Origin of the sequence: Cupriavidus cauae (assembly GCF_008632125.1) — a bacterium.
Lineage (GTDB): Bacteria > Pseudomonadota > Gammaproteobacteria > Burkholderiales > Burkholderiaceae > Cupriavidus > Cupriavidus cauae.
This window is the reverse complement of sequence record NZ_VWRN01000045.1, coordinates 52,954-65,623: the sequence shown is the minus strand read 5'-3', so window position 1 is coordinate 65,623 and position 12,670 is coordinate 52,954. Positions and strand designations below refer to the sequence as shown.

Below are 12,670 nucleotides of genomic sequence, written 5' to 3'. Positions count from 1 at the left end.
CGATGGGGGATGACTATAGGAGCCATACCATGACGAAGCGAAACTGGATTTCCGTTGCAACCTTGAGCGTCGCCATGCTGGGCGGCCTGGTGGCCGGCTGTAACCGCGGCGGCGACGATGCCGCCACTACCGACAGCAGCGCGGCAAGCGCGCCGATGGGCCCCGTCCCGAGCGACACCACCGGCAGCGCGGGTACCGGCACGGGCACGGGTACCACCGGCACTGGCACTGGCACCACCGGTTCGACCGGCACCAGCGGCACCACGGGCACCACTGGCTCGGCCGACACCACCACCGGCGCCACCGGCACCACGGGTACCGGCACTGCTGGCTCGACGGGTACGGGCACGGGCACCGGCGCCGCCGCGGGCTCGGGCGGCAGCACCGATACGCGCACCGGCGCAAGCGCACCGCAGTAAGTTCCGCAGCAAGCCCTGAACGCTGGCGGACCCGCCGGCAACCCTTCCCCCTCTCTCCTCGGCCCCTCTCCTGCTCGCGGGAGAGGGGCGTTCGTTCGTGCTCGGGGCGCGTGGGCCGTGCGGCCGCGATCGCTGCGTTGGTGATCGCTGCGTTGGTGATCGGTGCGTTGGTGATCGGTGCGTTGGTGATCGCTGCGTTGGTGATCGCTGCGTTGGCGATCGCTGCGTCGTCGACGCGGCCGCACCACGTCACCCCGCATCGCCACGCCGCCTGGGCGTGGGCAGCATGATCGGCCGAGGCCGCAAGCGCCGTCCCTACGCCGCCTGGGCCGCATGATCGGTCGAGGCCGACAGCGCCTTCCATTGCTCGAGCTCGGCGCGCGCGGCATCGAGCTTGCCGCCGATATAGCCGATCGCATCGGTGCCGGCCGCGAAGCGCAACGGCGCCTGCGGCACGGCGGCCAGCTCGACGATGGCCCGCGCCAGCTTGTCCGGGTCGCCAGGCTGCCGGTGGCTGTAGTCATCATAGCCTCCGCGCAATGCCGCCGATGCCGACACGTAGTCGGGAATGGCCTCGGCCCCGTAGCGTACCGACGAGCCGTCGAGGAAATCGGTGCGGAAGAAGCCCGGCTGCACGATGGTGACCTGGATGCCGAAGCGCGCCACCTCCAGCGCCAGCGACTCGGAGAAGCCCTCGACCGCGAACTTGGCCGCGCAGTAGATCGACGCGCCTTCGAAGCCGACCATGCCGCCGATCGACGACAGATTGAAGATGCGGCCGGCGCGCTGGCGCCGCATCACGGGCAGCACCGCGCGGGTCACGTGCAGGGTGCCGTGGACGTTGGTGTCGAAATGCTTCAGTACATCGTCGGCGCTGTTCTCCTCGAACATGCCCAGCTGGCCGTAGCCCGCGTTGTTGACCAGCACGTCGATGCGGCCGAAGGTCGCCACGGCGCGGTCCACCGCGTCGCGCGCCTGCGCCGGGTCGGTGACGTCGAGGCGCAAGGCCAGCAGACGCTCGCCGTGCCCCGGCAATGCCTGCTCGATGCGCAGCGGATCGCGTCCGGTCGCGACGACGTTGTCGCCGGCATCCAGTGCCGCCCTGGCGATGCACGCGCCGATGCCGCGCCCCGCGCCGGTAATGAACCAGGTCCTGTACATGCTGAACTCCCGAAGTGTGGATCGATGGACTGTCGGCCTTGCCGGTGTACCGCAATGGCGCACGGCGACGACATGCGGCCATGGTAGGCAGCGTGCGCGGGCGCCCGTTAGACCAAAACTCGGCAGCGCTTGCCTGATTCTCCTGAGCGGTGCGTTGGCGCCGTCCTGCGCTCCCGCGGGCCCTTGTCCGCGCGCTACACTTGCGCGCATACCGGCCTTGCCCCTGTTCCTGGCCTCCAAATGGCGCCTGCGCTAACTGCACAGCACGATGATGCAGCGGGCGTAGAGCGATTCGGCGCCTTCATCCCGCGCCTGCCTGGCCATCGCTTCTGACGACCATGTCCGTCCCCTTCGATCCAATGCCAACGTCGCCACGACCACACGAGCCCGAGCATGCCCGCCGCCAGCGTGAAGAACGCATGGCCGCACTGATCGGCCGCCTCGCGCCGGCGGAGGGATATACGATGTCCGCGCTCGACGCGGTCAAGTTCCTGCGTGCCAACGGCCCGCTGCCGCGCACGCCGGTGCTCTACGATCCCTGCATCATCGTGCTGTGCAGCGGGCGCAAGCGGGGGTTCTTCGCGGGGCGCGAGTTCGTCTACGACGCCCAGCATTTCCTGGTGCTGTCGCTGCCGATTCCCTTCGAGTCGCAGACCGAGGCCTCGCCGGAGGACCCGATGCTGGCGATCTCGATCCGCGTGGACCTGGGTGTGCTGGCCGAGCTGGCGTTGTCCGTGCCGGCATCGGCGTTGGCATCATCGGGGTTGGGGACACCGGCAGCGTCGGCCTCGGCGTCGGCATCGGCGTCGGCATCGGCGTCGGCATCGGTGCCGGCATCGGTGCCGGCATCGGGGTCCGGGTCGGCGTTGGAGTTGGCGTCGCGGTCGGGTGCGGCGCCGGCGCCGCAACCCGAGGACGCGAGACCCGCCGAGGTAGCAGGCATCCAGTCGACGCCGCTCGACGACCGGCTCGGCGACGCCGTGGTACGCCTGCTCGAAGCGCTGACCTCGGACATGGAGGCCGCGGTGCTGGGCCCAGCGATCCTGCGCGAAATCTATTTCCGCGTGCTATGCGGCCCCCAGGGCGCGGCGCTGCGCGCGTCGCTCGCCTACCAGAGCAACTTCGGCCGCATCGGCAAGGCGCTGCGAATGATCCATGCCGGCTACGACCAACCGCTGTCGGTCGACACGCTCGCCAGCGCGGCGGCGATGAGCGTGGCGGCCTTCCACGCGGCCTTCAAGTCGGTCACCGGCACCTCGCCGCTGCAGTACATCAAGGCCACGCGGCTGCACAAGGCCCGCATGCTGATGATCCAGCAGGGCATGAATGCGTCCGTGGCGGCCAGCCGCGTCGGCTATGAAAGCCCGTCGCAGTTCAGCCGGGAATTCAAGCGGTTCTTCGGCCGCAGCCCGATCGACGAGGCCCGCGTGATGAAGGAAGCGATGGCGCTGCGCACGCGCGTGGATTGGGCGCGCGCCGCCTGAGCGCTTGCGCCCGGCGGCTGCGGCGCTCGCAGCGCCGGCAGCGCCTGCGGCGTTCGCGCGCAGCGGAACGGTCGCAATTGAGCGGTCGCAATTGCACGGTGCCATTGAACGGTGCCATTGAACGGTGCAATTGAGCGGTCGCAACTGAAGGCCGCAACTGAACGGCCGCGGCGGAGGGCCCGCGCCGCGGATCAAGAGAATCAGGCAAGCCCGCCCGAGTATTCGGCATGGGCTTGCGCGCCCCGCCTTCGTACAGTGATGGCAAGCGATGGCATCGAGCGCCGAGCGGCGTTTTCCCCGGGAAATGCCGCATCGAACGCGCGCCGTCGCGAATCATCCCACCTTCACTGTACGGAGTACCAATCATGACTGCACAGCAAGACCAGCGCGACCTGGAAGGCCGCGTCGCCATCGTGACCGGCGCGGCGGGCGGCGTAGGACGCGCGACCGTCGAACTGCTCCACCGCCGCGGCGCGCGCGTGGTGGCCGAGGACATCAAGAACGCGGTCACCGAACTGGAGATCGACGGCGAGATCGTTGCCCTCACCGGCGACGTGTCGCAGGAAGCCACCGCACGCGCGGCCGTGGACACGGCGATGGCGCGCTTCGGCCGGCTCGACATCCTGGTCAATAACGCGGCCCGCATCATCAACCGCACGGTCGCCGAGATGACCGTCGACGAATGGGACCAGATCCTCGCGATCAACGCGCGCGGCATGTTCGTGCATGCCCGCGAAGCGCTGCGCGCGATGATCCCGGCCCAGCGCGGCGTCATCGTCAACGTCGGCTCCTACGCCAGCGTGGTCGCGCTGCCGACCATCGGGGCCTATGCGTCGTCCAAGGGCGCGGTGGCACAGCTGACACGGGTACTGGCGGCGGAAAACGGCCAGCATGGCATCCGCGTCAATGCGGTGGGTCCGGGCGATATCGTGACCGGCATTCTGGACGACCAGATGCCCAACGGCCGCGAGTTCCTGGCCGAGCACGGCAAGAACAACCTGCTCGGGCGCGCGGCCCAGCCGAGGAAATCGCCGAGGTGATCGCCTTCCTGGCGTCGGACAAGGCCAGCTTCGTCACCGGGGCGCTGGTGATGGCGGATGGGGGGCATACCGCGGTTTGAGCGAGCCATGCCGGCGGCGCGGCGGTACGGCGCGTCAAACCTGCGAAGGCTCGTGCCGCCGCATCAGGGACTGGACCAGCGGGTGACCCTGGAAATGCTCCAGCAACCTTGTCTTCTGCGGATCCGTCAGCAGCGAATCCTGGATCATGGCTGGCCAGCGAGCCGCCGCTGCCGCAACGGTATGACGGATCGCCGCCGCTGCCGGCTTCTCCGGGATGCCCAGCTCGGCGCAGAATCGCCGGAGAACGGCCGGCCCAATGCCTGGCTTGGCAGCCTTGCCCTGCCGCGCGTCGCTCACCGACATGCGCGGCTTCTCGTTCAGAGCGGGAGGCAGGATGTGCAGCGCATGCCCGGTACGGCGGTTGTACGCGGAATAGCCGACGATGTCGTAGGCCGGCGGCAATTCCGGCGTGCGACCGTCGGGATAGTAGATGCCAATGTTCTTCAAGTGCATGTCGGGATTGCCCAGCATCTCGTTGACGACGATGCGCCGCAGCAGTTCATGCACGGCCGACTCGCCGAGCGACGGGAATTCCATCATCACGCCCGCCACATCGAGATAGCTTGCGCCCAGGTACTTCTGCTCTGGCATGACTTCGAGAATCTGCGCGAAGTCTTCGCAATGAATCCGCCCTTGCGGCGTGCGGTCATAGCGAATCACAGCGAGGAAATTGGTGCGGCTGTCGGCATCGCCAAGATCGTAACCATGCTCCACCGCCAGGGCCTCCAACGGGGCCAGGTGCGCTTCGGTGACATTGACTCCGGCTGCGCCGGCAAGCCGCAGCGACAGTTCCTCGAGCTCGGGCAACAGCGGCTGCCCGACTACCGGCAGCTTGGCGATGATGTGGGTGTCCTGCATCTTGGTCCGGCCCACATATCGCCCGCCCTGCCGGATGACGCCCACCTTCGGCTGCACCCCTGACAGCGAGACGCCGTCGTCCATCGGGTCGGCGGTCACCGACATTTCGACCGAGTCGGCATCCTGCGTGACATAGTGAGCCAGCTCGTCGCGCGTCAGTTCAAGAGGCCGCGCGTGGACGTTGCCCGGCAAATCCTTGCCGCAGGCCGCGAGCATCTCGAAATGGTCCTTCGGGTCGCAACCACGCTGCGCGGCGACATGATCGCGGAAAACCCCTTCGGGCAGCAGGTTCTGGAAGAACGCGGGCAGCAGCCAGCCATTGGAAGGGCTGAAGCGTCCGTTGAATAACGTTGAGCCGACGTCGGCCCACAGCGCCCGCTGCGCTTCGCGTTCGCGGGCCAGCATCGACAGGGAAACCACCGGCGCATCGCGCATGGCGGCAAATGCCTCGTCGGCCACGAAGCGATTGACGACCTGAGCATCGCCGAGCGCGTACTGGAACAGCACGCCTGCCCGAACCTTGCCGATGAAGATACCGACTGCTTTGACGTTCATGAATTGCCTGCCTAGGACTTGTCAGCTTCCGTCTTGCGCGCCGCAAGACGCTCCCGCGCCGCCTGCACGCGAGTCTTGACCGCGGGCGCTGTCGGCGTGAACGCGCCGTCCTGAGCCAGGCCGGCTGCCGCGCCCTTCGGCACGATGGCCAGTTCGTAGCCAAGGCGATCGAGCACAGCGAGCAATGTCGTGACTTTATAGTCATCTTCTCCGCTCAGCATGGAGGTAACCGTGCGGCGCGACAGACCGGTCCGCGCCCCGAGCTCGCTCTGCGTCAGCGAGAGGGCCTTCATGCGGGTTCGGAGCAGCGTGGCGATGTCAGGCAATGATCGCATGGTACTAAAGTAGTATATTTTCGAAAAATCATACTTTATTGCTCACTCGACGTCAAAAAAATGAGCAGCAAAGTAGGATAACTGTGCTTTATCCTACTTTACTGCTCACTGCGGCAGCGGCTCGATGTCGCCAGCCAATGGCTGGCCTGGCATCAGAAGCAGGTGCCGCCAGGCACCGCCGTACGAAGCTCGGCCTCACCCGCCGATATGCGGCCGATCCGACTGCATTCGGTCGCCTTGTTCATCCGGCGGCGATACCTGCTCGTTCATCACCTCGTTCGGGGTGGGGGCGGGCTTGTCGGCGGGTTTTTCGCCCGGCTTGCCGCCCTGCTTCTGGCCTTGCTGCCCTTGCTGCGCCTGCTGAGCCTGGTGAGCCTGCTGAGCTTGCTTGCCCTGCTCCGCCTGCGTGGCGCCGCCGGCCGGGGTGCTTTCCGACGGCATCGTATCGGCCTCGGCGGCCGGGTTCTGCCCACGTTCCTGCGACAGCGGGCCCTTCTCCGGTGTCAGCGACTCGACGGACTGCGGGGCCACGGGATTCGGAATCCCTGAAGATTTGTCCTTCATGCGCATCTCCGTTTGCAATGGGTAGCGGGTCGGGCCTGCAGCACGCCGCGACAGCGTGGCGCTGCGCCCCCTCCCATGGCGGACGCAAGACACATACCCGGACACACGCCCGGACACACGCCCGGACACATACCCGGACACATGCCCGCCCCATGCGTGCGGATTCAGTCCACCGTCACCCCATTGGCCCGGATGATCTCCCCCCATACCTTGATGTCCTCGCGGATCGTCGCCGCGAACGCCTCGCTGGTCTTTGCCGGCGGATTGGCCATGTTCATCAGCGCGAAGCGCTCGCGGATCTGCGGGTCGCCCAGCATGCCGTTGATCTCGGCGTTGAGCCGCTTGACGATCGGCGCGGGCGTGCCGGCGGGCGCAAACAGGCCGTACCAGCTGTTGGTATCGAATGGATAGCCCTGCTCGCGCATGGTTGGCACCTCGGGCGATACGGCGCCGCGGCGGCTGCCGCTGATCGCCAGCGCGCGGATCTTGCCGGAGCGGATCAGCGGCAGCGACGACGAGGTATCGACGAAGGCCACCTTGATCATGCCGCCCTGCAGATCGTTCAACACCTGTCCGACCGCCTTGTAGGGGACGTGGCGCATGCGCAGGCCGGCCTGCATCTTCAGCGCCTCCATGGTCAGGTGTCCGCCCGAGCCGATGCCCCAGGAGCCGTAGTCATAGGCATCGGGCCTGGCCTTCACGGCCGCGACGAACTCGCGCAGATTGCGTGCGGGGAAATCCGGCGTGACCACCAGGAAGTTGCCGCCCTCGCCCACCTGGGCCACCGGCGCCAGATCGCGCAGCGCGTCGTAGGGCAGCTTCGGCTGCAGCGTATGGTTGATAACGATCGACGCCGCATAGGTGAACAGCAGCGTATAGCCATCGGGCGCGGCCTTGGCCACGGCATCGACGCCGATGATGCCGGTCGCGCCGGGCTTGTTGTCCACCACCACGGTCTGCCCCAGCCGCTTGCCCAGCCGTTCGGCGATCACGCGCGCGAACAGGTCGGTGCCGCTGCCGGCCGAGGACGCGACCACCAGCCGGATCGGCCGCGACGGCCATGTATCGCTGGCCCATGCGGGCCCGGTGGCGAGCGGCGCGGCCACCAGGGCCATCAGTGCCAGCAGCGTTTGCCGCCGGCGGTCCGGCGACGCGAATGCACTGGCGCTACCGTTCGCGCTCTTGTCCGCCCTTTTATCCGCCCTCTTGTCCGCCCTCTTGTGCGCTCCCTTGTCTCCGCTCTCGTACGCGCTCTCGCAGGCGCTCTTCCTGTCGATCGACATCGTCCGTCCTCTCCTTATCGTTGGCTGAACGGGTGGCGCTCACCGCGTTCGATGCTGTCGGCGCAGGCCTGATAGAGACTGCGCGATACATAGCTGGCCACCTGGCGCGAACGCTGGCGCAGCCACCCGGCCTTCAATTCGCGCGCCTGCCGCAGCGTCGGCGCATCGCCCGGCGCGCCGGCAAGCACGTCGATCACGTGCAGGGCCAGCTGGATCTCCCCCTTGTCGGCGAGCCCCTGCGCATGGCGGATCAGCGCGTCGTGATCGCTGACCGCCTCGGCGATCTGCGCGGCGGCCTGCTCAGGCGGCGCCGGATGCAGCGAGGTCGCGTTGCGGTCCCACCAGCCGTTTTCCGCGCGGTAGATATCGCGCGCGATATAGCTGGGATCGCCGTAGCTCGGCCGCATCCAGGGCTTGCCGAACAACTCCTCGGGATAGCGCAGCGCGGCCAGCATCTCGCGCTCGTCCATGCCCTGGTTGATCAGCCGGATCACCTCGTCGTGCAGCCAGTGCAGCGCGCCTGCGGTGTGGCGCAGCACCTCGACCGCCTGCGCGCCGCACAGGTCGGCGCCGAACTCGCGCACCACGCGCTCGGGCTCGAGCGCGGCCAGGTTCTCCAGCGTGCGGGCCCAGCGCGGCGCATCGCGCAGCGTGCGCAGCGGCGTGCCGATGTTCGGGATCGAGTCGATCACGGCCGGGCCGCCGTACAGGATGCGCGATTCGGGCAGCCAGACCGCGAGCGCGTCGTCGGTCTCCGACGGCGCCCACAGCAGCTCGGCGCGGCGCGGTCCGGTGCCGATGGTCAGCCCCTGCGCGAAGGTTTCGGTCGGCGCATGCTGGCTCAGCTTGCCGGCCAGGCGTCCACGCGGCTGGCGGAACTGCACCTCGGCCAGCGCCTCCTGCAGCGGCATGGTGGCGCGGTAGCGCGCCTGCCGGGGCAGCACGTTGGCATGGGCGATCACGCGGGGCGCGGGGTCGCCGTGCTCGGCGCAATGCGCCAGCCACAACGGCAGCCCGCTGTTGTAGCCGAGATGGCCGTGGCTGAAGACGATGGCGGCGATGGGCAACGGAGTCACGCTGCGCAGCGCGTCGATCATGCCGCGCGTAATGGCGCCGCCGGGACCGGCATCGACCAGCAGCAGCGCATCGCCATCGGCGGCGCCGGACTGCGCGGCGGTCTGCGTGGTGATCTGCGCGACGAAGGACTGGCCTTGGCCGTGCAGCTTCCAGACACCCGGGGCGACGGTCTCGACCCCGTCGCCGGTGGCCAGCGCGGCGGGGCGCGCTTCGAATTCCTGCATGCGAACGACTCCTGTGACAGAACGAAGGACGAGCGCCGCCCCGCTCCGCCCGGGAGCGTCATCGTGGGCAACGCCAGGGAAAAAAGACCGGTAGGACCGGCTAGCGCCGGCCGACGCGGGAACTGACCGGCGCGCTCAGGCTGGCCGCGCAGCAGTCGATCAGTTCGGCCAGCGGCGGCTCGCCGCCGCGGCGGCCCTGGTCGCGATACCAGTGCGCCAGCGAATAGACCACGGTGTCGTTGAACCAGGTCAGCCGCAGGTTCATGACCTCGCGCGGTATCTCCGGGCACAGCGCGAACACCAGCTTGCGCACGCGCACCAGCGCCGAGACCGCGTCGCGTTCGACCAGCCCCTTCTTCAGCAGGTTGGGACTGAACGTGGTCTGCGCCAGCACCTGCAGGTAGTGCCGGCCCCAGTCGGTATCGCGCACCGTGTCGGCCAGCGGCAGGATGGTGCACTCGACCACCGCGTGCAGATCGTTATCGCGGCCCTCGGCCGCCAGCCGGTCCAGATAGCGATGGCGAATCACGTTGATCTGGTGCAGCCGCCGGTTCAGCAGATGGCTGACCAGCGCCTCGCGCGAGCCGAAGTGGTAGTGCAGCGCCGAGCGGTTGCGCTGGCCGCTCTCCAGCACGATCTGGCGCAGCGGCACCTGCTCGACGCCATGCTCGGCGAACAGGCGCTCCGCGATCTCCAGCATCCTGGCAGCGGTGCCCGGCACGGCGGCCTCTTCCTCGGCAACCGGCGCCGCCACCTTGCGCCGTCCCGCCGTCTCGGTGTCCTCGCCGATCACCGAGCGAATCTGTTTGAGCTTCATGCGTGCGATCCGCAATGTCCCCGCGACCATCGCGAGGTTTGCTGTCAGCATAGACGCGTCGCGCCGTTCTAATACTAGGGATTAACCCGAGAAATCGGACGTCCTCATGACGCGAACGTGCGCCTCGGGGTAATCCCCAGATTTTCGAATCGCCATGCGGCGCTATGGTGTTCCGGACCCGCGTAATACCACGTATTAAACGCTGCGGGCCACGAAGAACATCGCAAGACACGGAGGAGACACGGCATGAAGGGATGGTGGATCACGGCGGCGGCCGCCGGCCTGATGGCGCAGGGCGCGCATGCGCAATCGTCGGTGACCTTGTATGGCGTGGTCACCGCCAGCCTGCAGTACGTCAACAACTCGCAGAACGTCAGCGGCGGCGTGCTGGCGCCGGGCAGCGGCTCGCGCACGATGCTCAATTCGTCGGGCATCGCGCAGTCGCGCTTCGGCCTGCGCGGCACCGAGGAACTCGGTGGCGGCGTGCAGGCGCTGTTCGTGCTGGAGAACCAGTTCAACACCGACAACGGGCAGATGGGGCAGAACGCGATCTTCGGCCGGCAGGCCTTCGTCGGCCTGAAGAACGAGCTGGGCCGCATCACCTTCGGCCGGCAGTACACCTCGTCGTTCCTGGCACTGGGCAGCTTCACGCCGGTGGCCTACGCCCCCGAGTTCGAGCCGGTGGTCGGCATGGCCGGGCCGAACTTCCGCGAGAACAACATGGTCCAGTACCACGGCAAGTTCGGACCCTTGTCGCTGCACACGCACTGGTCGTTCGGCGAGCGCACCGGCAGCCTCGCCGCCGGCTCGGCCTACGGCATCGGCGTGTCGTACTACACCAACGGCTTCGGCGTGGCGGCGGCCTACGACGAGGTCAAGACGCTCAATGCCGCGCAGGCGTCCGGCGCCTCCGGCTCCAGCGACTACGGCCGCGACATGCGCGCCTTCCTGGCCGGCAGCTACGAGATCGGCGCGTTCAAGTTCGTCGCCGGCTACCGCTGGGGCAACTCGGTGGCGCCCGGCGAGGGCACGCCCACGCTGCTGCCGCACCGCGACGACATGTACTGGGCCGGCGTGCACTGGCAGACCACGCCCGCGCTGCGCCTGAGCCTGGCCTACTACTACGACGACATCAAGCGGGCCGATATCGGCGGCGCCAGCGTCAATCCGGTCAATCCGCAGCAATACCTGGCGCTGGCCGACTATCGGCTGACCAAGCGCACCGATGTGTTTGCCGGCGTGATGTACGCGCGCAATGCCTCGCTGAACTGGGACAACATCGGCTATCTGCCCAACGGCCAGTCGGTCGGCTACGCGCCGGCCACCTCGCAGGTCTATTACAAGCGGCCCGATGCCAAGGGACAACTCGGCATCTCGCTGGGCATCCGCACCATCTTCTAGCAGCCACGATAGCAGCCACGATGCAAGCCATGGAAAACACCACCACCGATCCCGCCCTCGCCGCGCGCCTGCGCGAGGCCTTCATCTATACCTTCCCGGTGCACGATCTCGCGCAGGTGCGCTGGCAGATCACGCAGAACCCGCAGAACCGCAACCGCGTGCCCGTCAACGGCCTGCTGCATTACCGCCGGCTGCTGGACCATCGCGCCCGCACCGTGACGCAGCCCAACAACGACACGCTGTATTCGCTGTCATACCTGGCCTTGCACGGCGGACCGATGCTGCTGCGGCTGCCGGACATGGGCGAGCGCTACTACAGCGTGGCGCTGCTGGACATCTTCACCAACAACTTCGCCTGCATCGGCAATCGCACGACCGGCTCGGAGGCCGCCGAATTCCTGCTGGCGGGGCCCGACTGGTCCGGCGACGCGCCAGCCGGCGCGCGGCTGATCCGCTGTCCCAGCAACGATGTCTGGCTGCTCGCTCGGCTGCTGGTCGATGGCGAGCACGACCTGCCGGCGGTGCATGCGTTGCAGGATGCGATCCGGCTTGAGCCGGTGGGATCGCGAGTTGGAACGCAAGTTGGATCGCAAGAAGGACCGCAAGACACCGGCGGCAGCGGCCTGCTGGAGACCGTGCCCGACGAGGCCGATCCGGCCTGCTATCTGGACCTGGTCAATGAGGTGCTGGGCCGCAATCCGGTGCCGGACGACGAACGCGAGCTGGTGGCGAGTTTTGCCGAAGTCGGCATCCGCCCCGGGCATCGCCATGCCTACGGCGACCTGCCGACGCCGATCCAGCAGGCCTGGCGCGCGATGCTGCCGGCGCTGCGCAAGGAACTGGCGCGCACGCCGGGCTTCGGCAATGGCAGCGAATCGGGTCCGTGGCAATCGGGCCCGGACCATCTGGGCAATTTCGGCAAGGACTACACCTATCGCGCCCATGTATCGCTGATCGGCCTGGGCGCGCTGGAGCGCGCCGAGGCCATCTACGCCACCTGCGTCAACGATTCGGCCGGCGAACGGCTGGACGGTGCGCGGGCCTACCGGCTGCATATCCCGCCGGCGATGCCGGTCGACGCGTTCTGGTCGCTGTCGATGTACGAGTTCGCGCCCGACGGCCGGCGCTTCTTCACCGAGAATCCGATCGGCCGCTATACCATCGGCGACCGCACGCCGGGACTGCTGGTCAATGCCGATGGCAGCATCGACCTGTGGCTGCAACATGCGCGGCCCGAGCCGGCACGCGAGGCCAACTGGCTGCCGGCGCCGGCCGGCCGCTTCTCGCTGACCTTGCGCTATTACCACCCGCGAGAGGCGCTGCTGTCGCGGCGCTTCCAGCAGCCGGCGCCGGAGCCGATCGAGACCTGAC

12 protein-coding genes and 1 pseudogene are annotated in these 12,670 nt (G+C 68.0%); 6 read left to right on the top strand and 7 right to left on the bottom strand.

Features of this window, described 5'->3' with window-relative positions:
• The first annotated feature begins 29 nt into the window (after window positions 1-29).
• Both F1599_RS25925 and F1599_RS26620 read left to right on the top strand, forming a co-directional pair.
• Window positions 30-419, top strand: a complete 390-nt coding sequence (locus F1599_RS25925; RefSeq protein WP_190286379.1) for a hypothetical protein — start codon at window positions 30-32, stop codon at window positions 417-419.
• Between the two features lie 97 nt (window positions 420-516).
• Window positions 517-756 (top strand): hypothetical protein, encoded by a 240-nt coding sequence (locus tag F1599_RS26620; RefSeq protein ID WP_223819690.1) that lies wholly within the window; start codon window positions 517-519, stop codon window positions 754-756.
• Here F1599_RS26620 and F1599_RS16395 read toward each other — a convergent pair.
• Window positions 735-1,580 carry an oxidoreductase gene (locus tag F1599_RS16395; protein ID WP_150083778.1) on the bottom strand — a complete coding sequence of 282 codons (846 nt, stop codon included), beginning with the start codon at window positions 1,578-1,580 and terminating at the stop codon, window positions 735-737. The genes F1599_RS26620 and F1599_RS16395 overlap by 22 nt on opposite strands.
• 419 nt (window positions 1,581-1,999) lie before the next feature.
• Between F1599_RS16395 and F1599_RS16390 the strand changes: the two genes are divergently transcribed.
• The gene (locus F1599_RS16390) at window positions 2,000-3,064 is read left to right on the top strand and encodes an AraC family transcriptional regulator (protein WP_150083777.1); all 1,065 of its coding nucleotides are present in this window, start codon (window positions 2,000-2,002) and stop codon (window positions 3,062-3,064) included.
• A 227-nt stretch (window positions 3,065-3,291) separates the two neighbouring features.
• Window positions 3,292-4,184, top strand: a pseudogene (locus F1599_RS16385) (SDR family NAD(P)-dependent oxidoreductase).
• 34 nt (window positions 4,185-4,218) lie between these two features.
• On the opposite strand, the gene F1599_RS16380 reads toward F1599_RS16385, so the two are convergent.
• From F1599_RS16380 to F1599_RS16355, 6 genes are all read right to left on the bottom strand, one after another.
• Window positions 4,219-5,598 carry a type II toxin-antitoxin system HipA family toxin gene (locus F1599_RS16380; protein ID WP_149316143.1) on the bottom strand — a complete coding sequence of 460 codons (1,380 nt, stop codon included), beginning with the start codon at window positions 5,596-5,598 and terminating at the stop codon, window positions 4,219-4,221.
• 11 nt (window positions 5,599-5,609) lie between these two features.
• Complete coding sequence (locus F1599_RS16375) at window positions 5,610-5,891, bottom strand: helix-turn-helix domain-containing protein (RefSeq protein ID WP_187829061.1); 282 nt, start codon at window positions 5,889-5,891, stop codon at window positions 5,610-5,612.
• Window positions 5,892-6,128: 237 nt separating this feature from the next.
• Complete coding sequence (locus F1599_RS16370; RefSeq protein ID WP_150083775.1) at window positions 6,129-6,503, bottom strand: hypothetical protein; 375 nt, start codon at window positions 6,501-6,503, stop codon at window positions 6,129-6,131.
• A gap of 158 nt (window positions 6,504-6,661) precedes the next feature.
• On the bottom strand, window positions 6,662-7,612 hold the full coding sequence (locus tag F1599_RS16365; RefSeq protein ID WP_223819689.1) for a Bug family tripartite tricarboxylate transporter substrate binding protein: 951 nt from the start codon (window positions 7,610-7,612) through the stop codon (window positions 6,662-6,664).
• Between the two features lie 182 nt (window positions 7,613-7,794).
• On the bottom strand, window positions 7,795-9,081 hold the full coding sequence (locus tag F1599_RS16360; RefSeq protein ID WP_150083774.1) for an alkyl sulfatase dimerization domain-containing protein: 1,287 nt from the start codon (window positions 9,079-9,081) through the stop codon (window positions 7,795-7,797).
• A gap of 100 nt (window positions 9,082-9,181) precedes the next feature.
• The gene (locus tag F1599_RS16355; RefSeq protein ID WP_150083773.1) at window positions 9,182-9,898 is read right to left on the bottom strand and encodes a TetR family transcriptional regulator; all 717 of its coding nucleotides are present in this window, start codon (window positions 9,896-9,898) and stop codon (window positions 9,182-9,184) included.
• 246 nt (window positions 9,899-10,144) lie between these two features.
• Here F1599_RS16355 and F1599_RS16350 point away from each other — a divergent pair, with 246 nt between their 5' ends.
• A complete protein-coding gene (locus F1599_RS16350; RefSeq protein WP_150083772.1) occupies window positions 10,145-11,299 on the top strand; it encodes a porin in 1,155 nt (384 codons plus the stop codon).
• Window positions 11,300-11,319: 20 nt separating this feature from the next.
• Window positions 11,320-12,669: a DUF1254 domain-containing protein gene (locus F1599_RS16345; RefSeq protein ID WP_223819688.1), complete on the top strand. Its 1,350-nt coding sequence runs from the start codon at window positions 11,320-11,322 to the stop codon at window positions 12,667-12,669.
• Window position 12,670: the final 1 nt, after the last annotated feature.